Here is a 25,288-nt window from a genome sequence, read left to right as displayed (position 1 = left end):
GGCTGGTCCTGACTGTGCAGGTTAGCCGCTGCGCTGAGTTCACATCTGGACGCCTCGTTGCGGGCCGGGAGCGTCGCGGCGCTGGGTGGCGGCGAGCCGTTCCTGCTCGGCGCGGCGCTGCTCACGCTCGCGGTCTTCGCGGATGCGATTGGCCTGCTGGACCTCAACATCCCGTCGCGCTCGTTGCTTCTCCTCCCTGGTAGCCGGCTGGCGGCCCGCATCGACGGCGATGGGCTCTCGCTGGCTGACACGTTGGAGCTTGCGGCGTAGCTCCTCGCGTGCCTGTTCGGCGGCTGCCGCTCGGTTGGTCCGTGCTCGCGCCGCGCGGACGGGTTCGATCGCGGCCGTCGTCTCCTCGTACGCGCGACGGCGGACGCCGTCGGTGGGGCGTGGCTGGCGTCCGAGGATGCGAGGATCGTCGTCAGCGACGCCGAAGCTCTGCCGGTACGCGGCGCTAAGCGCGGCGGACCGGTCCCAGGCTGCCGCTGCGTCAGCGTCGCTGGGGCGTTGGCCCAGCGTGTTCACGGCCCAGGCCGGCTGCTGGCGGGCGACCTCGTGAGCGAGGTCGGCAAGGCGCGCCGCGAGGTGTTCACGTCGCGCCTCCAGGTGTTCCGACCACCGGGACGTGTCGGCGCTGACTCTGTGCCGGACATCCGCAATCCATTCCGGCACCTCAGCGGGGGAGCGGCTCGGGTTGCGGCCGTCGCGGTGCGCCTGCTCGGCTTGGCGAACCACGGTGGGCAGGCTCCGGCGCGAGGTCGCTTCGTCGTCGATGCGGCTGATGATGAGTCGCGCTCGTTCCACGCGTGCCGCGGTCGTCGCGATGCTGAGGTCGGTGCTGGCGCGGGCAGCGGACAGGTCGGCGGAGGTGCGGGGTGTCTCGGCGGAGAGCCGCTGGGCGGCTTCACGGGCGCGATCGTCGGGTCGCATGGCGGTGCGCAGCCGCTGTTCCTTGCGTAGCTGCTCGGCCTGGTCCCGTTCAGCCCTCGCATGGGCTTCGATCCGGGCGCGGTGGCGCGAGGCAGCGGTGGCTTGGTTGGGCGTAGTGGCCTCGCGTACTTGGCGGCGAGCGGCGGCCAACTGGCGCTCGATCTGGTCGAGTTCGGTGCGGCTGTCTCGGTGCGCTTGAGCGAGAGCGGCGTCCGTCAGCGCCCCGTATGGACGTTCAGGCCAGGCGGGGTGATCGCGGCCTCGGGCGCGGATGGGCGCGGGGAGTTCGCTGTGGTCGTGCTGCGCCCAGGCGAGGGCGGTTTCGGCGTCGGCCAGGCGCTGAGAGGCGCGTGCCCGCAGCCTGGCCAGGGCCACGTCGGTCACGCCGGCCAGGGGCCGCTCTGACGCTGTGGTGAGTCGTTGCGCGGCGCGTTGCTGGCTGACGCGGACACGATGCGCGAGCAGCGCGGCAGGATCTGCGGCGCCGTCGAGCCGCTTGATGCCGGCGGCATCGAGGATGTCCGCCGGGGACCATCCGGCCCGTTCTGCTCGGTTGATTGCCGCGGCGAGCCGTGGCCAGGACCGGGAGGTGAGCACCGTCTTCGCCTGGTCGCCGAGAGCGGTTTCGACGGCGCGGCGGTGGCGTTGCGCTGCTGCCTGGTCGGCGGCGTACAGGTAGCGGGCGGCGAGGTTGGGCAGGTGCTCGGCTTCGGCAAGGGTGGTTCGGGTGAACTCGGTTGCCGAGACTGCGGCCCCGAAGTTGCGGCGGATGCTGTCGAGGGTGTCGTGGACCCGCTGACCGGCCTCGGTGATGGTGTAGAGGCTGTTGGTGACCCGGCCACGGGTTAGCGCCACGTAGGCCTGGACGCGGCTGACGCTGGCGTCGACGAGGGCGTGGACCTTGTCCACGGTCATGCCCTGGGTGCGGTGGATGGTGGTGGCGTAGGCGAGTTCGACGTCGGCGGCGACGTAGCGGTGAGGTAGCCGGATGCGGCCGCCGTGTTCAGCCTGCCGCACGGTGAGACTGCCGTCGTCGTGGCGCTCGTCGACGGTCCACAGCGCGCCGTTGAGCACCATGTCGCGGCCGTGGCGTAGTCGTAGTCGGCTTTCGTTTCGTCGTGTAACGATAAGATCGCCGCGGCCGGCCTGCGTGCCGTCGTGCAGCAGTACCCCTGCTGCTTCCACTTCGCCGGCGGCGACGCGGTCGGCGCGGGCTCGATCGTTGAGCTGGCGCGTGTCGTTGTTCGTCGGGGCGACCATGAGCGAGACGTGGCCCCTGCTGGTGTCGGCTTGCCACGCCTGGTAGACGCGGTCGAGCAGGGTGTCGCGGTCGCCGTGCTGGATACGGTCCTTGCTCCAGTACCACCGCCAGGCGCTGTCGGTGCCGTCTCGGAGGTTCAGTGAGGCTGCACCTTCTTCGGGGTCAGCGAAACGGTGCAGCTGGTCCAGTTCGACGGCGCCGGCCTCTTGCTGCACCAGGCGCAGCATGCCGCCAGACTCGACCGCCCCGAGTTGTTGCGGGTCGCCCAGCAGCCGCACGACGGCGCCGGCCCGGTGGGCGTCGCTGATGATGGCGTCGAGGTTGAGGGTGCCGGCCATGCCAGCCTCGTCGACGAGGAGGACGTCCCCGGCGCGTAGCTGCCAGGCCTGAGCCCTGGAGCCCTTCTCGCGGTGATGGATCCATCGGTGCAGCGTATGGGCTGGCACGGCGATGTCCTTGGACAGCACCTCGGCGGCGCGGGCTGAGGGGGCCAGGCCGATGACCCGACCGCCGGACGCTTCCACGGCGCGGGCCACGACGTTCATGGTGGTGGTCTTGCCGGCCCCGGCTGGTCCGATGCCGGCCACAACGAGTCGAGCGTCGGTGGCGAACGCGCGAGCGACGGCGATCTGTCCGGGGTCGAGTTGCCGGCCGCCTGGCGCGGTCTGCACCTGCTGGAGGGTGCGGTCGAACAGCTCGCCGGACACCGGTGCGATGACCTCTGTCCGAGCGGCGCTGACGACGCGGTCCTCGGCGTTGAGGATCCGAGGGGAGGAGTATCGGATGGTTTGGCTGTGGGTGAATACGGACTCACCGTCGCTCCGGGTCAGCTCCGGCATGGTGGGTTCGGTGCTGGGCATGGTGAGGCGGATCGACTGTCGATGCAGCGCGAGGTCGGTGACCTGCTGTGCGAGGTCGCCGCGGGCGCCGAGGCCTGCCCCGGATAGCTGGCGACGCACTTCGGCCTCGATGTGGTGACGGGTCCACGTCGCGCGTTGCTGTTCGACGGTGTTCACCGCGTTGTGTGCCAGCTGCATCTTCTTCTCGTCGCTGATGCTGTCGCTGCCTGGTCCGATGCTGGCGGCATCGGCCTTCCTCGCGGCGGCTATAACATCCTTCAGCAGCCGGTCGACGCGGCGAGCTCCGATCGTCTCGACGGCGCGGGCTCGCCACTCCGCACGCATGGATCCGAGGCTTCGGGCATGGGGTTTGGCGGGGCGGCTGTCGAGTGTCGCTTGCTGGACGAGTTTGTGCCGTACTTCCTCGGTCGGTTCATGCCCATGGTCGCGGGCGTACTGGTCGACCAGCTCGGCGGTGCGGCTGGCGATGGTGGCGGAGCGTCCGCTGAACAGCGTGAGCAGGTCCTGGTGCACACCAGCGATCTCGTGCACTGGGCGCCGGCCTCGGCCCGGGTCGACTGCGTTTGTGGTGGCACCGAGGCGTGCGGCGACTTCGCTCACGACCCGGGCGTTGTAGCTCTCGCTCATCGACACGGCGGCGGCGAACAGCGCTCGACCGTCAATCGTTCGCCAGCGTCCATCGGCGGCCTTGACCCTGTTGGCGATGGCGACGTGGGTGTGCAGGTTGGGGTCGCCGGTGCGGCTGTCGTGGTGTCGGAAGGCTGCGGCGATGACGCCGCTGGGCGCGTCGAGTTGGGCGACGCCGGCGCGGCCGGCGCGGGTCTTGATGACGGTGCTCTCCGCGTCGGAAATCACTGACCGCCACGCCTGCTCGTGCGCTTCCTCGATGGCGCGGCGAGTGGCGTCATCGCCGAGTCCCCAGAGGACGCTGACGCTCTTGGGTGGTGTGAACACCAGGTCGTAGCCCGTGACGGCCTGCGCCTTCGGCTTGGCGACCTGGGCAATGTACTTGCGCAGTTCGGTGCTGTCGCGGGGCCGTCGGCCGTGCTGCTCGGCAAACATCTTCGCGCCGACCGCACGGGCGAGCCTGGTCTTCTCGCCCTGGGTAGGGGGGTGGCCAGTGATCCGCTCGTAGGCGGCGTAGCGCTCGTCTACGCGTTCCCGGTACGTCTCGACGGGTTCGTACGCGAGTGGCTTGCGGCCGAGTCGGACCTGTTGCTCTGCGGCCTTGGCCGACATGCCGTCATCGATGAGCTGCTCGATCAGTGCGGTGGCGTTGGGGTGTAGTCCTTCGCCGAACAGCGCCTTCATCTGTGCCTCGGTGACGGTGCCCTCGACCGCCAGTTCAGCTCTGGCGCGGCCGATCCACTCTCCGGGCGGGTTGCCTTCGGCGTGGTAGTAGTCCGTGATTGCCTGTCCCCGAGCACGGTGCACGTCGGCGGTGGCCACCTCCCGTGTGAGGTAGGTGTAACCGTCACCGCCGTGCAGCGGGTGCAGGGTCATCACGTTCTCTAGCCTACAAGATCACAATAGTGCAAGAGGTGTGTAGCTGATCGGGCTGGTGAAAACTGTGCCGCTTGCGGCTCCGGTTTCGCCGGTCAGCACGCGCCTCTGGCGCGTCGCTCATCCACAGGCGACCAGCACGCTGGTCGCCTGTGGATGAGCGTTGGCGGCTCTTGTGATGCACGGGTAGGGTGGCCGGCATCGGCCGGTGCCGATCATCCATTGACCTCGGCCCGGCAACCGCTAGTTTCGGGGGTTCAGATGGCGGTACGGCGATCTTCAACGGTGGCGGCCCAGGCGCGGGCTGCGGCGAGGTCCCGGTTTTCGGCGGCGCAGGAGAAGCGCGCAGCGCGTGACCGGCGCATCCGTGAGCTTGTCGACGCTCATGCTGTGGCCCTGGCGATGGTGCAGGAGATCCAGGATCGTGCGGACAGGCAGATTGCGGAGCTCCGGGCCGGGGCGGATCGCACCGTCGGCGAACTGCTGGAGCTGGGAGAGCGACCGGACGAGGTGGCGACGTTGCTCGACCTGTCGCCGGCGGAGGTCCGTGCCGCGCGGCGGCGGGTGCGGGCTGCTGCGGATGAAGCCGCGCCAGCGTCGGCAGCAGTGGGCAGCGGTGAGGTGGGGCTGAGCGGGTCAGACGGCGGAGTGTGACACCACTGTGGGCGGCTTCGTGCTGGTGGTTGACGCGGAGGCGAGCCGTGATGAGGTCGCCCGGTTCTGGGGCAAGGTGGTGAGAGGGCCGGGGTCGGGATGTTGGATCTGGACCGGGGCGGTAGGCGACGACGGGTACGGCAGTTTCTCAATCCGACGGCCAGAGCTTGATGATGGCGGTCAGCCGCTCGTTCGGTCGGGACGCTTGGTGATGCGGGAACACGTCGTCAGCGCGCCTCGCTACGCCCTTGCGGCCACACACGGGGTGATGCTGACGGCATCAGATGTCGCCGCGCACGAGGTGTGCGATGAGCCGATCTGCGTGCGTGTGCATGAGGGGTTGGTCTCGGGTGGGCTCGCGCACGTTGTGCTGAGTACGCAGGCGGAGAACCTTGCGCAGATGGGGCGCCGGGGTCGGGGTGGGGGTACGCCGCGGCCGTGGCATGCGCGGGGCTTTGACCGCCGGACTCGGGCGGCTCGGTCTCGGGCGCTGCGCGACGTGGTCAGGGAGCACGGGTGGGACGTCGCCCGGATGGAGGCCGCGGTGGCGGCGTTACAGCCGGCGGAGCAGGCTCGTTTGTTCTGACCTGGCGTAGATGCCGCATGGCGCCTGCCCCTCGAACACAGGGGAAGGCGCCATGCGGGGATGCGCTGCGGCGCTGCTGCTCGCGGCCGTGCGGCACGGGAGCGGCAGCGCGGGCGGGCGTGCTCGATGCGCGCCCGTCCGCTAACGCGTTCGCGAGTACGGTGATATTCGGCCGGTCAGCCCGCGCGGCGGGGGGAGATTCCGACCTTGCGCCCCCGCGTGAATGTGTCGGTGGGACGTTGCGGGAAGGGCTCTCCGTTGTTGTGCTCGCGCTCCAGTCGTTCGGTGTACTCCTCCAGTGCCTTCTCCACGTAGTCGCGCCAACGGGGCAGGCCGTGTGGTGCGCTGTGGAAGGCGTTCATGGCGCGTTCGGCGGTGTCGTAGTCGACACGGGCGTTCAGTGCTCGCTCCTTCGGCGTTTCGTCGGAAGACGCCGGGGCGTCGCTGTCGCGACGCCCGGCGGTGGGTTCAGGGTCTTCCGGTGTGGCGTTACGCCTAGCCACGGAGGCTCCTTTGTTCGATGACGTCGGTGACTCGGCAGTAGGCGCGGCTGACCGCTGCCCGGGCCTCGTAGAGAGTCAGGGGAATCCCGGCGCTCTGCGAACTGTTCACCGACGCCGACTGCGGGACTCCGCTGCCGTGCCACTCCCTGTCGGGCTGCGGGTCGGCGGTGTCAATGAGCGCGTCGGGGAATGCCTCCTTGACGAAGCGGTAGGCGTCCTGGTCGTTCCTCCGGCGGGGGTTGAAGTTGATCAGGAAGACGTGCGCGATGGCAATAGCCTTGTTCAGCCGCGAATTGATCCGCTTGACGGTCTTCGTTAGCTCGGCGATGCCGCGTAGGTCGAACACGCCGGGGTTGATCGGAGTGGTGATTTCGTCTGCGGCGTACAGGGCATTGATCGTCAGCAGCGACAGAGCAGGCGGCGTGTCGAGCAGGATGACGTCGAACTCACCGCGCAGTGCGTCGACGTGCGTGGACAGGAAGGCGTGGTTACCCATTTCGCTTGCGAGCGCTGCGGCAACCTCGGACAGCTTCGGGCCACCGGCGATGACGGAGATGTTGTCATGCGGCGTGGGGGCGATAACTGCGGCCGGCTTCGCCTCGTCGTCCATGAGGAGGTAGTAGGTGCCTTCGGTGTCCTGCTCGGCCACGGCGACGCCGAGACCGATGGTCGCGTTGCCCTGCTCGTCGCAGTCGATGACGAGGACACGGAAGCCACGGCGGGCGAGCTCGCCAGCTAGCGCGAGGATGGTGGTGGTCTTTCCACTGCCACCCTTCTGGTTCGCGACCGCGATGACCTTGGCTCGGGTCAGCTTGCGAGTGATGCGGCCTACGGCGCGACGCGTTGCGCGGTTGTCGGGGCTGCGCTGGCCTGGCGTGGTGATGCCGGCGGCATCGGTTGGGGCAGCGGACATGATGGGGCTCCTGGTCCAGTCTGGGCGGTCGTCAGGGGTGCGGTTGGTGGGCGCGTCGCTGGGTGATGCGACGCGCCCACCTGGGGTGATCAGTTGTCGCTGGCGGCGACGAGTAGGGCTTGCTGTTCCCATTCGGCCGGTTCGTAGTCGGCTTCCTCGATGAGCCGCTTGATGTGGTGGGCGTCCTCGGCGTCGTAGTCCGTGCTTTCCTGTGCGCGGATCTCGGACAGGGCTAGGTCGTAGACGTACGCGGCGCGGGCGGCGAGTTTGGCGTCGACGTTCGTGTCGTAGCCGAACAGGGTGTAGACGGTGGTGCTGTCGTCGACGACGGAAGCGGCCTTGAGCCACCGCACGGCAAGCTGCTGGGCCTCGAAGCTGTGGTCCTCCTCGACCAGCAGGATTCGGCGCGCCAGCCGGGCGGTGAGGGTTTCCCGGCTGGGGGCCTTGGCGGCGATGCGGGCGCAGGCGGCGGCGCGGGCGTTGGCGGCGGCCTCGCGCTCGCGTTCCTCTTGTTCGCGCTTCTGGCGGCGTTCCCGCTGTTCCGGCGTCTCCTGCGGCTCGGCGCGCGGTGCGGGGACGGTGGTGGTGCGCTCGACCTTGACGGTGGTGGTCGTCTCAGCCGGGGCGGCCTCTCCGTCGTCGGTGGCGGCCGGCTCGGCGGCGTGGGGCTCATCGTCGCCGGGCTGCTCTGCCGCTTCGGCTTGCTCGGGCTGCTCCGGCACCTCGGGCTCGGGGGTCGGCGGCAGTTCCGTCAGGTAGAACTCAACGTGGTCGCCAGTGACCACGTAGGCGGCGAGGGTTCCGGCGTCGCGGGCGGCGGTGATCTTGTCGTCGTCCCGGATTTCGTATGCCCACCGGCCGCCGGGCTTGTCGGCGAAGTAGTTGGCAGGGTTGTCGATGATGACGATTCCCTCAGCCGCGAGCTTCTTGCGCTTGTCGGTCTTGTCCTTGGCGGCCTTGAACGCGTTGTACTCCTTGCGGGCGGAGTCGACGGCGAGGCGGGCGCGGTTGGTGCGCTCGGTGTCGTCGGTGGCCGACATGGCGGTAACGGCGTCGATTACCCGCCTGATCCGCTCGGGTTCCTTGGCGACCTTCGCCAGTTCCACGGCGGCTTCGACCGGAATGATTCCCTTGCTGAGGGCGTCCCGTGCTTCTTCGGGGAGGTTGAGCAGGCTGATCCGCTTGGAGATGTGCGGCTGCGGAATGCCGGTTCGGCGGCTGATCTCCCGCTGGCTGAGCTTGTCTTCCGCCATGAGCCGCTGGTACTCGGCGGCTTCCTCCAACGGCGTCAGGTCTTCGCGTTGCACGTTCTCGATCAGCCGGTGGACGCGCTTGGTGGTGTTGTCCTTCAGGGTGTCGGACACGATGGCGCGGTAGGTGTCCAGCCCGGCCGCGCGGGCGGCGGCCCAGCGGCGGTGGCCGTAGTTGATGACGTACTCGGTGCCGTCGGGCAGAGCGGTGGGGTCGTTACCGTAGCCGGCCCAGACTTCGACCGGCACGACCACACCGGGCTGCAACTGGCCCTCGGCCTTCATCGAGGCGACGAGTTCGGCGTTAGGCGTGAGTCGGCTCTCCGGGTTTTCCGGGTCGGGCGCGACGGTGTTGATGGGCAGGTCACGGACGGCCGTGCCGTCCGCCTGGGCGGCCTGGACGATTGCCTGTTCCTGCTTCTCGTCGTCCTGGAGCTGGGCGAGCGGGTTGGATGCGAGGCCACTACCTCTGCGGGCCATGTGGGGCTCCTTGGGTACACTCTGGGTGGGTGAAATTCAGTGGGGGTGGCTTGTCCTGGGCGGTCAGCTGCCCCCACTTTTTTTGCGAGCTTCCGCCTTCCGGCTTCCGACTCACACGTCTATGGTATCTAAACTTTCTTAGACATCAAAGCCATTTTAGAGAAGTAGTTTGACTACTTTCCGTGACCCTCGTGGAGACGGGTCTCCCCGATGGGGTGCGGCATGCCTGCCCTCATAGGCGGTCAGGGTATCCGCTGAGTGCTGCGAGGTTGGTGGTGGTTCGGCCGTGGCGTTTCGACAGACACCAGAGCCGGCCCCCGTGGAGCAGTGAGCGACGGGAGCGGCAGCCGGCGTCGGCGTGCTCGATGCACGCCGACGCCGTCGCCCTCGACGGCCGGGGTGCCCCGGGGGGAGTCGGCCCCTGACCGACTCCCCCCGGTCGGTTACTCCTCGGTGCGGCCGGAGGGGGTTCCGAGGACTCGGACCTGCTCGGTGAGGATGAGCGGCGCGTCGGCGGGTCCTCTGAGGTGGGGGCGTACGTAGGTCCTGCGGCGCAGAGTGCCACGGGGGCCGTAAGGCTGCTCCCGGAAGAATCCACGCACCCACCACCGCCGGGTATAGACACGGGTGGTCTTGCCGGCCGGGTCGTCGGGGCGGGCGTGCTGTTTGCGGCGCAGCCGCACGAGGCGAACCAGGGGAGCGGGCCGGCTGTTGCGCTGGTAGGCCTTGCGGGTGGCCTTGTCGGCCGGCTCGTCGGTGATCTCGGCGTCGGGCTGGGTGGTGAGGATCCATGTGGCGATCAGGGCGCACAGCATGGCGCGGCTCTGCTCGGTGGCGGGAGTGTAGGTCTTGCCGTAGTGCAGTCCTGCTCCTGTGTTGACGGGGGCGAGCCACCCCACGCGCTCGCGTAGTTCCTGCAAGTCACGGTCGGTAAGGCGGCGGCCGTGCACGATGGTCTCGGCCGGGCTGTAGAAGATGACCCACACGCCGCCGGGGATGGGTCCCCACTGTGCAGCGATGATCGGCAGGACGGCGCGGGTCTCGGGTTCGATCACCTGGCAAATCGGCGTCTGCCAGATCAGCAGGCCGTCAGGGGCGGGAAGCTCGGCGGGCAGTACCCGCACGTCTGAGAGGTCACGCGCGGCGTGGGCGGCGAGCGTCGTGAAGTCGGCGTCAACCCAGAACATGCGGCCGTTCTCGATGTGGTTAGCCATCAGTGCCGTGTACTGGCCGAGGGGCGCGGGGTTGCTGAGATCGATGTCGGCGGCCGGGGCGTCGAGGGGCGCGCCGGGCAGCATGTGTCCGGGGACGCTGTAGCGCGCTCCGTCCGCGAGCGCGGCGAGCAGAAAGCTATGGCCGGAGGTCCGCCAGAACTTGACTAGGCGGTCCCGCACCTTCGGCAGCGTCTGGGGCCGCAGCGACCGAACCTCGGGCGCGTCTACCTGGCCGGCCGGGATGGTGGCGGGCACTGCGGTCACCGGGGCCGTTTGAGCGGCGTCGTGGTGCGTGGTGAGGTGCAGGGGGCGGCGCGTGGGCGTGGTGGGCGTGGCTGCGAACAGGGCTTGGTGGAGCGGCCCGAACGATTCCACGGGTGCTGAGCTGCCGCGTCGGAGGGCTCGCCGGACCGCACGGTCCGTCAGGCCTGCAACGTCACGCACCTCGACCAGGCGGGCGCATCCTTCGCACGCGGCCCAGTCGCCGCCGAGGTCCTGCGTCATCGTCGGAAGGTCACCATCGACCGCGATGATCTCCAGGCTGCTGAAAGCGAATGAGGCTACCGGGTTGGGCGCGGAGCAGAAGTCACACGCCGTCTCCACGGTGGGCAGCTGGGTCAGTGGCACCGGATCGGGTTCGTGATCGGCAATGGTGCCGCCGGGGTGGAGAAACCCGACCGGGTTGCCAGGGCTCTTGAACGTGGTGAGAGGTCGGCGGCAGGTTGCGCAGCCGTGCCGCTCGACGTCTGGCACGCTGCCGTCGTCGTGGGCGCTCATGCGTCTCCTCGGGTTGGTCTGGTGTGTCGTGTGGTCGGGGGGTTCGCCGTCCCCCTCCCTCACACTTAAAATTCTAGCACACATGATGTCCTGTGTGGGGTGTGACCTGGGGTTTTTCGTGCGTGAGGCTCGGAGAGGAGATCCATCCCGGCGGCCTGGTCCTGACCGACCACGGTTGGGGTCGGGGGTGCAACCGGGGTGTGGTTGCGGCCCCGGCCCCGGCCGTGGTTGCCCTTGTGGCAGGCCGTCGGGATGGATCGGGGAGGGTCCATCCTGGAGCCTGCCTCCCCGGCGAGGGGACGCGGTCCAGCGGCGGGACGCTGGTCCGGCTGAAGGCCATCGGCCCGCAGGGCCGATAGCTCAGGCGCCGCGGAGGGAAAGAGCCCCACGGGCCCGGACCTGGATGATGCCGGCGGCATCACCCCCGACCGCCGGCGCCGGCTGTCGGGCCGCCGCGGTGGTGCTGGACGCGAAGATGGCAGGGCGAGGGGCCCACTGGTGGGCCCCCGCCCGGTGACGGCGGGAGCAACGGTCCGGACCACGACGGCGGCACGACATCATCGCCCTTCACCACCTACGAACCGCGCGGCCACCCGCCATGGGCAGCCGCAACGGACGAATCCCTGGGCGGCGATTGGTGGGGAGGGGTGCGTATGCTGGTGGTTAGGTGGTTGGCGTTTTGGCCTGTTGGGGCCGGTGTGGCGTCGACGCCAGACGGCCGGAGGGGGTTCGCCAAACTAACCCTCCGGCCGTTGTTCTTCTCCGGGTGTTTCCTACTGTCCTCGTGGGCGGCCGGCTCCCGTACCGGGCCCGGGTCGTGTGGCCTGGTGGGCGGCGAGGGTGCGCCGGTACCAGGCCCGGTGGGTGTAGGGACCTAGGCGCTCGTGCTCGCGTTCTTCCTCGATGTCGGGTGGCGGCAGGAGAGGCCGTCCGGTCTTGTCGCCTTGCCAGTAGGGGATGGAGTACCGCACGTAGGAACGCAGGGTTGCGGGCGCGATGTGCAGGGCGTCTGCGGCGTCCTCGCTGGCGAGCTCGTCGTCCGGGTCGCCGTCCTTGACCGGCGGAGGCTTCTTGGCTGTGGCCCGTTCGGCGAGGAGCGCGATGTAGGCGTCGACGCCGCGGGGGCCGTCGAAGGGGTACCAGTATTCGCGGCCGTCTTTCGTGCCGTGGGGGAAGTCGGGGTCGGTGCGGGCGCGGACGTTGACGGAGTTGCCGGGGGTCCAGCCGGCGAGGTGGGCGATGCCGGCGCGGTTGGTGCAGAGGTGGCCGTCGACCAGTCGGGTGGGCACGGCGGGGTCGTCGGTGCGGTCGTGCTGGCCGGGTGCAGTCACGGGGTCCTCGCGGGCTCGGGTGCGGGCGACGGTGGTCGCCGGACCTGGGCCGGTGAGGGGATACGGCGGTGGTGCGGCGGCCGTACGGCGGGCCGCCCGCCGGACGCTGGTGGGCGGTCGGCGGGCGGTGACCGTACGCCGGTCAGGGTATCGGGTGGGCGCGGTGGTGGTGGTGGGGGCGTCGGACGGCGTCATGATGGTGCCTGCTTCGCGTCGGGGTGCTCGGGGTTGGTGCGGGTGGCTTCGTATTCAGCGGCGAGGCGGCTCAGCTGGCCGGCGAGAGCGTAGTGGTCGACGAGCTGCTCCGAGAGCTTGTCGATCTGCGCCTTGATCGGGTCGATCTTGTGTCGGCGGAGTTCGGCGAGGCGTCGGGGCGCGGCATGTCGGGCGGCGGCCTGGATGAGGTCGTCGCGGTCAGTGCGTTCGTGCCAGGCGGTGACCAGGGCGCGGATGATGGCGGATCCGTAGCGGCTGGTGGCGGTGGGTGCGCTGGTGTTTGTCCAGCGGTCGATGCTGCGGCGGAGTCCGAGGTAGCTGCCGTCGGGGCGTGCGAGGTACTCGGCGGGGTTGAGGGTGACGCCGCCGGTGATGGTCACGCCGTTGATGACGGGCCGTTCGGCGCGGTCGTTGTCGTTGTAGGCGTCGTCGCCGAATTGGACGTAGATGAGGGTGGGGATGGGGGAGTCTTCGCCTCGGAACTCGGGTCCGATGACGATCGTTCCGGCGGCGCGGGGTGCGCGGAATCGGTAGGTGACTCGACCGGTGTGGGTGTCGAGGAGTTCGGCGGTGTTGAGGTCGGTGTAGGGGCTGGGTAGGGCGAGGGTGCGGCGGTCGGTCATGGTGTGTGCTCCGGGTTGGGGGCGCGGCCGTCGCCGGCCGCGCCCCGGGCTGTCAGCGGGGTGCGGTGGCGGGGTTCGTCATGCGGTCGGCGTGGTCGCGCAGCTGGGTCAGGGCGGTGGTGGCCTTGTCGAGGAGGGCGAGCTGGTCGGCCAGGTGGGCGGTGTCGGCCGGGGAGAGCAGGACGGCGAGGTCGTCGTACGCCTCGCTGGCCTGGGCGGCCTTGTGGGTCAGTTCGTCGAGGGCGTCGGCGAGGTGGTCGTAGGTCCTGGTGACGGCGCAGTCTCGCCGGTGCTGGCCGGCGATGGGCTCTCCGGGAGGGCACTTGCACGGAAGTGCGGCGCGGTAGGTGCCGGGGTTACCGGGATCGGGGGTGAGGTGCCTGGTTCGGATGAGCCTGTCGCGGACCTCGGTGGGGATGTCGGCGCCGCGGATGATGTGGTGGGTCTCGCCGGCGTGGATGAGCACTGCGAGGGCCATCGTGCCGGCGGCGTCCATGTGGGCATGGCCGGGCTGCTCAACGATGCTCGTCAGGCACCGGGCGGGGCAGCGTGGGGCGGTGACGGGGTCTACGTCGGTGGGTGACTGTGACCATGGGCATGGGGTGCCGGTGGCGGTGGTGTGCTGGTTCCACTGAGTGCGGGTCGAGGTGGTCACGGCTGGGTCCGTTCGTGTTGGTGATGCCGGCGGCGTCCGTCGGTGGGTGAGTGGGGCGGCGTAGCCGGGGGTGCGGGGGCGGCGCGTGAGCGCCCCGCCCAGGGCCGGGCGCTCGATGCGCCCGGCCCTGGTGCCGGCGGTCAGGTTCGGGGCTGGGGATCGGTGAGGTCTTCGGCGCACTGGTGGACGGCGCGCAGGTCGTCGATGGCGGCGCGCAGGCGCTGGCGCATGGTGGCGAGGGTGGCGATTGGGGTGCCGGGCTCCGGGGCGCTGCTGGTCAGATCGGCCAGTGCGCTGGTGGCGGTGTCGATGCGGTCGAGGGCCTTGTCGATGGCGGCCGCGATTTCCTCGGCGGTGCTGGTGAGCGTGTGCGGCCGGGGCGGCTGAGTGGAGGCCTTGGGTAGACGGAGCCTGCCGTTGCCATCCTGGGTGGTGATCGTGTAGGCGGTGCCATTGATCAGCAGGGTTGCCCCGGCGGCCGTGATCAGGTGGTCTGGCTCGTAGCGGCTCCGTCCAAGGTCGGACCACACGTAGGGTCCGGTGGCCGCGAGTAGGTCGGCAGTCTCGACCGCGAGGTGGTCGGCGTATCCGACCCGATACACCTTGTCGCCCATGCGGATCTTGTGGTGACTCACCCAGTGGCCGGGCGTGTCGTCGCGGTCGCTGCGGGCGGGGCTGAGTCGCAGCGTGATCGGGCAGGCTGGGCAGTCGGTGCCGCAGGGCAGGCTAGCGGCGTGCATGCGGGCCGGGTGGGTGGTGTCGTGGTTGCACTCCTGGCCGGGCGGGGCGGCGCAGGTGGGGCAACTCGTGGTGGCGGTGGCGTGGCGCTGCTCTGCCTCCTGGCGTGCCTCGGCGCGGTACTCGGCGTCGATCTCGGCGGCGTCGCCTGCGTGCTCGTCGTGCTCTCGCCAAGAGAGGTAGTCGTTGTCAGTGGGGGCGTCGTGCATCGTTCGTCTCCATAGTTTGATCAGGCCTGCTGCCCGGCCGGCGGGGTTGGCGCGGTGCCGGGCGCCGGTTCACCGGTTGTCGGTTGCCGAGTCGCCGTGTTCTGCGCTGGTGGGGGTGTGGCTTGCGTCGATCAGCTCGTGGACCACGTCGCGGGCGGCAGCCAGGCTGGCGATCGGGCCGTACCCGCAGGGCTCGACGGTGAGGGTTTCGAGGTGTGGGAATCGGGCGGTGAGCAGCGCGTCAAGTCGGGCGTGGTGGCCGGCGTCCGGCTCGGTGGATTCGTAGTGGCGGGCGATTGCTGCGGCGACTTCGCGGCCGTAGCCACCGATGAGCTCGGGAAGCTTCGGGTCGTCGGGTGCGATGGCGCTGTGGATCCTTGCGAAGATCCCTTGGGTGAGCCGGCGGGCGGCGCGGACCTCCGCGACGCGGCCGAGCAGCACCACGCCGTAGGGCTTTGGTGCGGGGGCAGGCTGGTGGACGCCCCTGCATCCCAGGGCGGTGGCGATGCCGATGAGGAAGCTGGCGCGGGCCTGGCCGTGACCGCCGGTGCCGGATACGGGGTGCGTGTCGATGGCGAGTCGTGAGTGGCCGGTGCCGCAGGCTGCGCGGGCTGCGGCGGGGTCGATGTCGTGGCGGGACATTAGGTCAGCCGCGGCGCGGCGTGCAGTCTCGCGTAGTTCGGTGGGGGCGGTTGGGTCCGTTGCGACGGTGAGGTGTGCGGCGACGTAGTCGATGGCATTGGGGGTGGGTGTGGTCATCGTTGGGTCTGCCTTTCGGGGTGATGCCGGCGGCATCGGGTTGGCGGGGGGAGTGGGGCGGCGTAGCCGGGGGTGCAGGGGGCGGCGCGTGAGCGCCCCGCGCGGGGTCGGGCGCTCGATGCGCCCGCCCCCGTGGCCGGCGGTTAGGTCGGCAGGGCGCGGCGGCTGGTGGCCTTGACGCCGGGGTCTCCGATGTCGGCGCGGCGGGCGGCGGCGCGGCCTGCGGTCTTTCCGTCCTGGCTGGCCTGGTGGGTGCGCTCGTTGAGCTCGCCGAATCGCTCGGCGATGAAGTCGTCAATCCGCTTGGCGCGGTCGGCGAGGATGAGCGCTGCGCCGGGGTTGGTGGCGGGGTCGGTCAGCGGGCGGCGGCGCGCGGTGATCCGCGCTGCGACGATGTCGCCGTAGCCGGACAGGAACGAGGAGAGGAAGTCTCGGGCGCGGCGCTTCTCGGGGTCGGTGTTCGCGGCGGCGGTCTGGGCCTGGGCGAGGATCAGCGGGAGGAGTTGCCGCAGGTGGTGAACGTCGGACGTCGCACCGACCACAATCACGGTGTAGGGGCGTGGGGCGCGGGTGGGCTTCAAGATGGCGCGGCAGCCCATGGCGCGGGCGATGTCGGCGGCTAAGCCGGCGCGGGCTTCGCCGTGTCCATCGGTGTTGAGCAGGGCGACGGGTGCGCAGGTGATGCCTTCGGGCGCGTCGCCTCGGGCGGCGGCGGCTTGGTCGGCGGTGATGCCGTGTCGTGCGATGAGTTCGGCGGCCTTGGCGGCGGCGGCCTCGCGTTCGCCGAGTGGCGCTGCTTCGTCTTGGGCGAGGGCGAGGCAGGCGGCGATGCGCGCGGCGATCTTCGTGCGGCGGTCGGTGGGGTTGGTCATGGTGCCTCCTGGTGGGAGGCACGGGGAGGGGAGCACCCTCCCCGTGCCTAAAATTCTAGCACGCTATGCGGTGGCGGGCGTTGCGGTGAGAGCGGCGCGGGCGGTGCGGCGCTGTTCCCGGCGGGTCTCCCGCTCCCGGTCGCTACGGGCGATAATCTGCGCTACTGCGGCGGCGAGGTCGGCCACGGCGGCGGGGTGCTCGGCGGTGACCTCGAATGCGGCGGCGACGGTGCGGCCGTCGTGGTCGACGTGCACGCGGTGGCCGTGCAGGGCGTCTGCCGGGGCGGGCCAGTCCAGGGCGTACCCGGCCGCGGTGAGCTGGTCGAGAAGGTTGTTCCACAGGATCTCTGCGGCGTCGCCCACCGGCTCATAGTCGGTGCAGGTGGGGCACAGGCACCCGGGGTTGCACGGCTCGCCCGCTTCGGCGTTGCAGGCGGCGCACTGGCCGCGTTCCTCGGGAGGGATCTCGGCGGTCTGGGCGATGTCGAAGACAACGCCGGTGCGGAATTTGGGCTTGCCGGTGTCCTCTCCCGTCTCGTCAGCGTCGCCGGTGTCCTCGTCCTCGTGCTCGCCTGAGGCCTCGGGCTCGTCGGCGTCGGTGTCCTTCTTGTCCTTGCCGACCGGCTTGATCAGGCGCAGCCCGGTTTCGCCCTTCTTGACGAACCGTCCGCGCTGCCGCCATCCCTTGACGCTGTCGACGTCGGACAGGACGAAGCCGCGTTCGTCGGCCTGCTGCGCGAGCAGGGCTTGGTTTCGCAGGCTGTAGGCGAGGATCCGCAGGGACACCCCGCCAGTCGCGGCGTGTTGCGCGAAGCGGCGGATTCCTTCGGCGTCTTCGAGGTGCTCGGTGGAGCGGTTCATGACCTGCCGGTCACGCTGACGGAATTCCTTGATCTGCTCGTCGCTGTACCGGCTGCGGGTTGCGCCCTTGCGAGAGGCGGCGCTTCGGGCGGTCGACTTACGGGGCATGGGGGGAACTCCTGTCCTGTGGGCCATCCGGCCCGATATATAAAATTCTAGCACACTTGCTGGTCTGGCGGTAATCAGATCAGACCGGTTTCCGCGTACCGCTGGGCATGGGTGGGGCAGAGGGCGGCCCCGTACGTGAGGACCGTGGGCACGGTCAGGCATCCGAGGCTGTCACAGTCGGTGGGGGAGACCCGGTGCAGGTCGCGCCAGAGGTTGGCAACGATGGTGGCCGGCTGGTGGGGCAGTGCGTGGGGCGGTAGGTGAGCGGGTACGGGGCGGCCGTCCACGGTGAGGGTGAACAGGTCGCGCCCCGTGCGAGCGGGAACGGTGTGCCGGTGCACGATGGTCCGCACGTTGTTGACCGTGATGGTCAGCTCGCTGTGGAGCTCGTTTTCGGGGTGCGGCCATGCGGGCGACCTGTGCTCGGCTCGCCACGCGTCGCCTCCGTACAGGCGGCAGACCGCTTCGGCGACCTGGCGGGCGGCGGTCTCGCAGCCGTACTCCGGACCGGTGGGGTACGGGGTGATGGTGAGCGTGTCCATGCGGGTGTAGCGGTCGCGGTCTGCGGGAGACAGGTCGGTGATGCTGTCCACAGTCGTTCTCCTGATCGGCTGATGTGCGGTGGGGGCGTGAGTGACGGGAGCGGCAGCCGGCGTCGGCGCGCTCGATGCGCGTCGACGACGTTTGCCCTCCGTGTTGCCCGGCCGCTGGTGGCGGCCGGGCAACGGGCGGTTAGGCCGTTTGCTGGTCGTCGGCGCGCTCTACCTGGTGTGGACCGTGGCCACGGAGACCGAGCAGGTATCGGGCGTCGCCGGTGAGGACCCATCCCGCCGTGTCGTGCAACAGGCGTTCGGTGCGGCGGGCGAGGGCGAGGGGGTAAACGTCGGGGTTTTCGACGTAGTGCTTGCCCGTCTGCCACAGGTCCAGGCACGTCACGGCGAGGCGGAGCAGGGCGCGCATTCGGCCGGGGTTGGTGGCGGGGCAGTGGTGGCGGCGGGCGTACTTGATCAGTTCGACGGTGGCGGCGCGGAAGGCAAGGGCGGCCTTGGTGTCGCTGATGGTTGCGGTGGGCCATGCGGGGGCGTGCTCGCACAGGTGCAGGTAGCTCCTCACCTGGATCATGCGGTGACGGGTCGCGTCGAGCAGTTCGCAGACCTGTCGGGCGCGGCGGTCGGTGGGCACGGTCGGCAGGGTCATCGTGGGGACAGTGGAGATTGACACTGGTTCTCCTGGGGTTGGGGTTTGGTGGGTGCCGAGAGGGGTTCGCCGGTCCTCTCGGTCTGTGCGGTGGTCGGGGGCGGCCTGCTCAGGTCGCCCCCGACCGGCCGTGCTATCGGTAGCGGCGGCGCTGGGATCCGCTGGCGGTCAGGGCTGCGGCCTCCATGTAGGGGAAGTACGGCATGACATCGACGCCCATGCGCTTCGCGTAGTACATGGCGGCGTCGGCGCGGTATAGAAGCTGCTCGGCGGCGGTGTCGTTGTTCTCGGCGGTGGCAAAACCGACGCTGGCGGTGCATCCGACGGCGGTCCCGTCGAGCGTCACTGTGGCTGCGGCCAACGCTCGGGCGGCGGCGTGGGCGTTGGCGTCGCCTTGGAGAAACCCGCCGTCCGTGATGATCAGGAACTCATCGCCGCTGAGTCGGCCTACGTAGGCTGCGGGGAGATCCAGCGCCTTGAGGGCGGCGGCGACTCGCCGTAGTACGGCGTCGCCTGCGGCGTGCCCGCGATCGTCGTTGATGTCCTTGAACCGGTTGAGGTCGAGCAGGGCGACGGTCACGGGGCGGGTGCGGTCGGCCAGCAGGGCTCGGAGGTGGGCGAGCAGGGCGCGACGGTTGGGCAAACCGGTCAGGGGGTCGTGGTTCGCGTCGTGCTGCGCCGTCGCCAGGTCGGCGCGGAGGCGCACGTACCCCCAGATCAGCGCGAAGCATGATGCGGACGTGGTCCCGAGCAGGATTTCCGTGAGTCCGGGCACTGGGCACTCCTCAGTGGTTGGTCTGGTGTGTCGATCGGTGGGGGTTCGCCGTCCCCGCCGATACCTAAAATTCTAGCACACTTGACGCGTTTTCGGTGGGCTGACCTGCTCTTTTCGTGTCTGCGGTCCGAACTCGGGCGATGCCGGCGGCATCGGAGCAGGTGACGGGACCGGCGGGTAGCGGCGGTCCCGTCACCTGTCGGCGCTAGCTGGTTGCGGGGGTGCGAAGCTGGCGGCCGTCGAGGATGAGGGCCTTCGCACCGGTCCGGGCGGCGACCTCCTGGGCGTGGGTGGCGATGAGGTCCCATACGGAGGCGTGGAAGACGCTGACGGCGTCGGCGGACGAGTCGACCGCGAGGATCATCACGACGGCGTTGTCCGGTCGGACCGGGGTTCCAGTGAAGGTGCAGACGGGGAGCAGGTTCAGGGCGTACAGCAGCGCCTCGCGCTTCACGTAGCGCTCCCGCTCGGCGTCGGTACCCCGCGCGGCGTCGAAGATGTGCATGTTGCTCCTTCGGCTGGTGGCGGCGTCGTCGCGACGGCCGCCGTTGGTCTGGTGTTCTGTGCGGTCGGGGGGTTCGCCGTCCCCCTCCCTCACACTTAAAATTCTAGCACACATGCCGGGTTGGAAGGGTGCTGACCTGGGCTTTTTTCGCGCGTGAGGTTCGGAGGGGAGATCCATCCCGGCGGCCTGATCTGTGATCGACCATGGTCGGGGTCGGGGGTGCAACCGGGGTGTGGTTGCGGCCCCGGCCCCGGCCATGGTTGCCCTTGTGGCAGGCCGGTGGGATGGATCGGGGAGGGGCCATCCTGGAGCCTGCCTCCCCGGCGAGGGGACGCGGTCCAGCGGCGGGACGCTGGTCCGGCTGAAGGCCATCGGCCCGCAGGGCCGATAGCCCCGGACACCGCGGCGGGGAGCGCCCGGCGGCCCGGACCCCAAGTGATGCCGGCGGCATCACCCCACGACCCGCCGGCGTCGGCGAGGCCGCGGCCCGCGGTAGTGACTGCACACGCAGATGGCAGGGCGAGGGGGCCCACTGGTGGGCCCCCGCCCGGTGACGGCGGGAGCAACGGTCCACACCACGACGGCGCCACGACATCATTTCGTGGCACTGGCGTGTAGGGCACAGGGTGTCGTAGGCGCCGGGTACGGTTCCTGGGTGGACAGTGTCGGGCATCTGGTGGAGGTCGTCGAGAAGTTCGCGGCCGGCGCCGCGGTGACGGTCGTGCCGGTTGTTCCGGAGCGGGGCTACGGGCCGGAGGTGAACCTCACGCCCGAGGTGGTGGGGTTGCCTGGCTTCCTGGACCTCGCGGACAAGCTGGGCGGCGGGGTGCTGTATCTGGAGACGGAGAGGTTCGACCCTGGCGCGGACGGCGCGGTCGACGAGGTGCCGTCGCACCTGGTTCAGTGGCGGGGCCAGGCCGGTCGGTTGAGCGTCGCGTTCGCTGTCAATGGGGTGGTGCACTTCTGGGAGGCCACCGCGTCGTGGTTCGCGGAGTGGTTGACGCTGGTGGAGCAGGTGGAGCAGGCGTCGTCGGGTGTGCCGCTGCCGCGTGACGATGATGGTGAGGAGTCGGAGCGGCTGAGCGACGAAGAGCGCGTCAGGTTGACTGACGAATTGGCGCGGAAGCTGCTGGCAATGCCGGAGTTCCGGGCGGCGAAGCCGACCGGCGGTGTGCGGCAGCGGTTGGCCGATCAGTCGATTCCCGTCGATACCCATCGCTGGGTGCGGTGGGACGCGATTAGGGAGGCGGTGAGCCGGGCGGATGAGTTGACCAAGACGACGTATGAGCCGATCACTGAGCGGCTGGGGGACTTGGCCGCCGAGTTGGTGACGGTGCCGGAGTACCAGCAGGCTCGGACGTCGGGGGCGCGGAAGCAAGTGGCGGAGCGGTTCCTGGTTAGCAAGGCGGACGGTTTCAGTCCGCCGGCGACGGTGCGAGACGAGTTGGTCGCGCGGGCACAGGATGTGGTGAAGGCGGCGAAGACTTCGCGCGGCCTGTTCTGAGTCGCTCGGTCGGCCAGCCGGCCAGCGCGTCTTATCTAGGGAGATTTGATGGCTCAGCAGTTTGTCGTGGCAGTGGAGGAGGAGGTGCTGCTGGCTGTTCGTGCGCGGGTGGCTCAGGAGGTTGAGCTGGAGCAGGAGTGGTGGCGGCAGCGGCGGGGTGAGCTCGGGGTGCAGTGGTTGCGTGGGTCGCGCCGGAGGGAGGCGTTGGCGGAGTTGCGGCGGGAACGATGGCGTCGACGCGAGGCGGGGGAGTGTCTGCCTACTCAGCGGCATCTGTTGACGTTCTTCGTTCGCCGGACGCTGACGGATCGGGGCTGGGACAGGGCGTACGGCCCGGTTCCGGTGGGGGAGCGGGGGATGCCGGGTAGGCCGTTGGGGCGGTCGCCGTTGAGTGACCTGGCGGCTGGTGTCGGGTTGACCGAGCGGATGTATGTGGAGTTGCCGGGCGATGTGGGCGAGCAGGTGAGGCGGGCGGCGTACTGGGAGTCGGCGGAGGCGGTGCGAGAGTTGCTGGCGTGGGCGGACCGGTATGGACGGGGTCCAGCGGCCGGGGGTGCTGAGGGCTTCGTCGCGGAGATGCGGCAGGCGATGGGGATGGGCCCGTCTGCGGAGGCGTTGCGGCGCCGCGAGGAGTTGAGGCGTCGTGTGTTGACGACGGGCGACATTCTCCGCTGTGCCGCCCGTGCGGCGGGGGGCGTTTTATCTAGGGAGATTTAGCGGGATGGTGACGGCGCACTCATCAGCGGTGCTGCCCTGGCCGTTCGGGCGGCAGGCATGAGCGGCTGCCGATCGCGGGCGGTCGATACCGATCCTGAGCAGCGAAAAGGGCGAGCTGGGCGATCACGAGTCTGGCTCGTATCGTCGTGGTTCGTGGATCATCGAGTGCTGGAGGCTCCGCCCGCTATGCCACCCGTTCCGGTCATCATTGCCGCCACTAGCCGCGAGCCCGGCCCGGAAGCCGTCTGCGACGTTGCCGGGTGCATCTGTCTCGCCGTCGTGACTTGGCAGGTGGCGCGCTCTGGGATCATCTTCGGCGACCGATGGATCGCTGGCGAGGACGTCGACTTGTGCCGGGAGCATGACAAGCGGGCCCTGCGGTTGACCGGCGCCGAGGACTACGTTAGCCGGTGACCGCTAGCGGGCAGCCGCAGCTGGAAGCTCCTGACCTGATGTTGTTCGGTCTGAAAGCTACGGCGAGCCTTGCATACGGCCACTGATGCCGCCGGTATCAGGCCGGCGGGTCAGCGGGTGGTCGTCCTCCGTCGGCGCCTGGTTCGGGCTTTGCACCGCCCAGTCTCGGATCTCGTTTGCGAGTTCCGGCAGCCCTCAGGGCGCCGGTCCGATGTGCCCGTCTGGTGCGGGGAAGCGATGCTGTTGGTACCGACCGCCCGGCTGGGATTCGGTCAGGTACTGGGAGATCGTCTTCGGTTTGAGGCCCCAAGCAGGGCCGCTACTGCGGCACGGTTCAGCACGGACAACCGGTTAGCGCTCACGATCCGGCTCCTAACCCTGGGCCGCCGCCCTGTGTGGGTGGTCGGCTACGTGGTCGCTCAGGGGAAGGCTGAGGAGTTGCGGCGGCGGATTCTGACGACGGGGGACATCCTCCGCCGGGCGGCTGGCGCCGCTGGCGCTTTATCTAGGGAGATTCAGCGGCGTACGACGGCTGGGTGGCGGAAGGGGAGCGACTGAGGGAAGCGGGTGGGGGGAAGCGGCGGGGCGGGCAGAAAACCCGCACCGCACCGCTCGTTCCGGGTGGCGACACGGACGACACGCCTGCGAACAGAATTCAAGATCAACTAAAGTTCTAGTGCTACCATGGCGCTCCTCGAACAAGCTGCACTAAGGGAGTGCACCGTGGAGTATCCGGTCGGCCCCTGGGCCCGCGAACGGTTCGGCGAGCGGGCGGGGCATGTGTGCGCGGCCTTGGTGGGCGCGCTGCAACAGGCACTGACGGATGCGCAGAACGCGCACAAAGAGGGCAAGAGCAAGAAGCTGTTCACCTTCGGCAGCGCGCAGGCGACGCGCCGCTATGAGTGCATCGTGGAGGCGCTCAAAGAGATGGACGGGGTCCAGACCATCAAGCCCAAGGGTTCGCCGCACGAGCTGGTGGTGCTCGACGGCAACCTGATCTACCCGTTCCGGTACGCCACGGACAGCAGCAGGCCGATCCAACGCGCCCGCGTGACCGAGAAGAAGGTCAGTGGGCTGATCGCGGAGCTGTTCACGTTCTACGGGCCGGAACCGCAGCAGGCGTCGCTGTTCGACCCGACCGACGACGACGCCGAAGGCGACGCCGCCGAGGAGCGCACGCCGGTGCTGACCAGGCTGCCCCAGGGCACCCGCCTGGCTCTACTTGCCTACGCAAGCGACGACCGGTCCGGGGTGCTCAACGCCTGGCTGGGCGAGGGCGAACTAGGCCACCGGGGGCGTGTGCAGTGGCTGCGGGTTGAGCAACTGTCGCTCACCGCGCCCGACTCGCGCAGCGATGAGGGCCGTGGCCACGGCCCGTCCGGTCCGCTCGGCCCGGTTCCTGGGCCCCGCCTCAGCGGCCCGACCGGCCCCGCCGGGTCGGCGGCCGCCGGGCCGCGCTTCGATGACGGGGCCATGCCGACGGTCCCGCTGACGGCGCGGGCGCCGGTCGAGCGCGCGAACACCGACCAATTCCCGCCGCAGACGGAGCGGGCACCGCAGGAGCCGAACGCCGATGACCAGGACCGGTAACCAACTGTCGCTGCTGCCCGGAGCCGTCGGCGCGGACCCGGCGGACACGGCGCCCACCCCGGGCGCTGTGGCGCGGGCTTTCGACGCAGCCAGGCTGACGCAGGCGCGGCACTTGGCGGGCAAGACGAAGAAGGACTTAGCGACGGCCGTCGGGGTGACAGCGGCGGCGGTGGGACAGTACGAGTCTGGGGTGACCAAGCCGCGGCCGGAACTGGTTCCGCGGCTGGCCGAAGTCCTCGGGGTGCCGGTGACGTTCTTCGTGTACGGGCGCCCGCACGCCCGCCTCGACGCGTCGGGGGCGCACTTCCGCAGCCTGCGCTCGGCGCGCGCGTGGCAGCGCGACAAGGCGATCGCGTACGTCAAGCAGGTGTGGGAGCTGACGTTAGCGCTCGAAAAGCGGGTGCAGCTGCCGCCGGTCGACCTGCCCGGCTTCGCCGGCGGGGAGGTGCATTCAGGGGTGGAGTTGCCGCGCTCGCCGGTGGAAGCCGCCTGTGCTCTGCGCGCGTGCTGGCAGTTGGGTGCCGGGCCTATTCCGCACCTGGTGCGGCACCTAGAGGCGCGTGGCATCGTGGTCGACGCACCGCCGCCGAGCCGCGCCGACCGGGAGGTCGACGCGTTCTCCATCGCGCACCTGCGCCCGATCATGGTGTTGACCGCGAACCGCACCGACGACGTGTATCGGTACCGGTTCACTGCGGCGCACGAGCTAGGCCACCTGGTCCTGCACGGCGACACGGCTCCTGGCGACACTCAGCACGAACGCGAGGCCGACGCCTTCGCTGCGGAGTTCCTGACGCCACGCGACAGCATCTTGCCGGAGCTGCCGGGCCGGGTGGACCTGCGTCGGTTGGCCGAGCTGCAACAGGTCTGGGGCGTCTCGGTGGACTCGCTGCTGTACCGGTGTCGGGAGATCGGGCTGCTGTCGGACCAGGCTGCTGGGCGTGCCTGGCGGCGGCTGGCCGAGCTGCGCCATCAGCCGGGCTTCGCCACCGAGTCAGTGAGCCGGTACCCCGGCGAACAGCCGGTGATGCTGCGGCAGGCGTTCGAGCTCGCTGCGAAGGAGACCGGGCTGACGGTGCCGACTCTGGCTCACGAGCTGGGCTGGTCGGTGCCGCGAACCGAGGAGTTGCTGGGCCTGGTACACCGACGTCCGGTGCTGCGGCTGGTGCCGTAGCAAGGCCCAGCCGTAGTTCTCAGCCCGAATCAACGACAACGCTGGTCAACCGGTTGGCGGCACGAGCGGCACAGATGCTCCGTGATACCGGGCTTTGACCAGCGTTGTC

21 protein-coding genes are annotated in these 25,288 nt (G+C 69.8%); 5 read left to right on the top strand and 16 right to left on the bottom strand.

What is annotated here, in order from left to right:
* Window positions 1-39 precede the first annotated feature (39 nt).
* On the bottom strand, window positions 40-4,554 hold the full coding sequence (gene mobF, locus ACGFZ2_RS30890) for a MobF family relaxase (RefSeq protein WP_393459879.1): 4,515 nt from the start codon (window positions 4,552-4,554) through the stop codon (window positions 40-42).
* A gap of 390 nt (window positions 4,555-4,944) precedes the next feature.
* Between mobF and ACGFZ2_RS30885 the strand changes: the two genes are divergently transcribed.
* Window positions 4,945-5,208, top strand: a complete 264-nt coding sequence (locus ACGFZ2_RS30885) for a hypothetical protein (protein ID WP_393459721.1) — start codon at window positions 4,945-4,947, stop codon at window positions 5,206-5,208.
* Between the two features lie 762 nt (window positions 5,209-5,970).
* On the opposite strand, the gene ACGFZ2_RS30880 is transcribed toward ACGFZ2_RS30885, so the two are convergent.
* The 15 genes from ACGFZ2_RS30880 to ACGFZ2_RS30810 form a co-directional block, all read right to left on the bottom strand.
* The gene (locus tag ACGFZ2_RS30880; RefSeq protein ID WP_393459718.1) at window positions 5,971-6,297 is read right to left on the bottom strand and encodes a hypothetical protein; all 327 of its coding nucleotides are present in this window, start codon (window positions 6,295-6,297) and stop codon (window positions 5,971-5,973) included.
* On the bottom strand, window positions 6,290-7,210 hold the full coding sequence (locus ACGFZ2_RS30875; protein WP_393459715.1) for a ParA family protein: 921 nt from the start codon (window positions 7,208-7,210) through the stop codon (window positions 6,290-6,292). The genes ACGFZ2_RS30880 and ACGFZ2_RS30875 overlap by 8 nt, the downstream gene beginning before the upstream one ends.
* Before the next feature lie 89 nt (window positions 7,211-7,299).
* Window positions 7,300-8,940: a ParB/RepB/Spo0J family partition protein gene (locus ACGFZ2_RS30870; RefSeq protein WP_393459712.1), complete on the bottom strand. Its 1,641-nt coding sequence runs from the start codon at window positions 8,938-8,940 to the stop codon at window positions 7,300-7,302.
* 443 nt (window positions 8,941-9,383) lie between these two features.
* Entirely contained in the window at window positions 9,384-10,931 is a 1,548-nt protein-coding gene (locus tag ACGFZ2_RS30865; protein WP_393459709.1) for a hypothetical protein, read from the bottom strand.
* A 773-nt stretch (window positions 10,932-11,704) separates the two neighbouring features.
* Window positions 11,705-12,457: a hypothetical protein gene (locus ACGFZ2_RS30860; protein ID WP_393459706.1), complete on the bottom strand. Its 753-nt coding sequence runs from the start codon at window positions 12,455-12,457 to the stop codon at window positions 11,705-11,707.
* On the bottom strand, window positions 12,454-13,101 hold the full coding sequence (locus ACGFZ2_RS30855) for a hypothetical protein (RefSeq protein WP_393459703.1): 648 nt from the start codon (window positions 13,099-13,101) through the stop codon (window positions 12,454-12,456). Before ACGFZ2_RS30855 ends, ACGFZ2_RS30860 begins: the two co-directional genes overlap by 4 nt.
* 52 nt (window positions 13,102-13,153) lie before the next feature.
* Window positions 13,154-13,597, bottom strand: a complete 444-nt coding sequence (locus ACGFZ2_RS30850) for a hypothetical protein (protein WP_393459700.1) — start codon at window positions 13,595-13,597, stop codon at window positions 13,154-13,156.
* A gap of 299 nt (window positions 13,598-13,896) precedes the next feature.
* The gene (locus tag ACGFZ2_RS30845) at window positions 13,897-14,703 is read right to left on the bottom strand and encodes a hypothetical protein (protein WP_393459697.1); all 807 of its coding nucleotides are present in this window, start codon (window positions 14,701-14,703) and stop codon (window positions 13,897-13,899) included.
* Between the two features lie 69 nt (window positions 14,704-14,772).
* Window positions 14,773-15,462 (bottom strand): hypothetical protein, encoded by a 690-nt coding sequence (locus ACGFZ2_RS30840; protein WP_393459694.1) that lies wholly within the window; start codon window positions 15,460-15,462, stop codon window positions 14,773-14,775.
* A gap of 143 nt (window positions 15,463-15,605) precedes the next feature.
* Entirely contained in the window at window positions 15,606-16,334 is a 729-nt protein-coding gene (locus ACGFZ2_RS30835) for a DUF2786 domain-containing protein (protein ID WP_393459692.1), read from the bottom strand.
* Between the two features lie 63 nt (window positions 16,335-16,397).
* Window positions 16,398-17,303: an ArdC family protein gene (locus ACGFZ2_RS30830; RefSeq protein ID WP_393459690.1), complete on the bottom strand. Its 906-nt coding sequence runs from the start codon at window positions 17,301-17,303 to the stop codon at window positions 16,398-16,400.
* 74 nt (window positions 17,304-17,377) lie between these two features.
* Window positions 17,378-17,896 carry a hypothetical protein gene (locus ACGFZ2_RS30825; protein ID WP_393459687.1) on the bottom strand — a complete coding sequence of 173 codons (519 nt, stop codon included), beginning with the start codon at window positions 17,894-17,896 and terminating at the stop codon, window positions 17,378-17,380.
* A gap of 139 nt (window positions 17,897-18,035) precedes the next feature.
* Window positions 18,036-18,500, bottom strand: coding sequence for a hypothetical protein (locus ACGFZ2_RS30820; RefSeq protein WP_393459684.1), 465 nt, complete (start codon window positions 18,498-18,500; stop codon window positions 18,036-18,038).
* Window positions 18,501-18,633: 133 nt separating this feature from the next.
* A complete protein-coding gene (locus tag ACGFZ2_RS30815) occupies window positions 18,634-19,275 on the bottom strand; it encodes a GGDEF domain-containing protein (RefSeq protein ID WP_393459681.1) in 642 nt (213 codons plus the stop codon).
* Between the two features lie 205 nt (window positions 19,276-19,480).
* A complete protein-coding gene (locus ACGFZ2_RS30810) occupies window positions 19,481-19,873 on the bottom strand; it encodes a hypothetical protein (RefSeq protein ID WP_393459679.1) in 393 nt (130 codons plus the stop codon).
* A gap of 562 nt (window positions 19,874-20,435) precedes the next feature.
* Between ACGFZ2_RS30810 and ACGFZ2_RS30805 the strand changes: the two genes are divergently transcribed.
* From ACGFZ2_RS30805 to ACGFZ2_RS30790, 4 genes are all read left to right on the top strand, one after another.
* Window positions 20,436-21,284: a hypothetical protein gene (locus ACGFZ2_RS30805; protein ID WP_393459676.1), complete on the top strand. Its 849-nt coding sequence runs from the start codon at window positions 20,436-20,438 to the stop codon at window positions 21,282-21,284.
* A 48-nt stretch (window positions 21,285-21,332) separates the two neighbouring features.
* On the top strand, window positions 21,333-22,001 hold the full coding sequence (locus ACGFZ2_RS30800) for a hypothetical protein (protein WP_393459673.1): 669 nt from the start codon (window positions 21,333-21,335) through the stop codon (window positions 21,999-22,001).
* 1,137 nt (window positions 22,002-23,138) lie between these two features.
* Complete coding sequence (locus ACGFZ2_RS30795; protein WP_393459670.1) at window positions 23,139-24,005, top strand: hypothetical protein; 867 nt, start codon at window positions 23,139-23,141, stop codon at window positions 24,003-24,005.
* Window positions 23,989-25,179, top strand: coding sequence for an ImmA/IrrE family metallo-endopeptidase (locus tag ACGFZ2_RS30790; protein WP_393459667.1), 1,191 nt, complete (start codon window positions 23,989-23,991; stop codon window positions 25,177-25,179). Before ACGFZ2_RS30795 ends, ACGFZ2_RS30790 begins: the two co-directional genes overlap by 17 nt.
* Window positions 25,180-25,288: the final 109 nt, after the last annotated feature.

This window comes from Micromonospora sp. NPDC048063 (assembly GCF_043202855.1).
GTDB lineage: Bacteria > Actinomycetota > Actinomycetes > Mycobacteriales > Micromonosporaceae > Micromonospora.
This window is presented reverse-complemented; position numbering and strand designations above follow the sequence as displayed.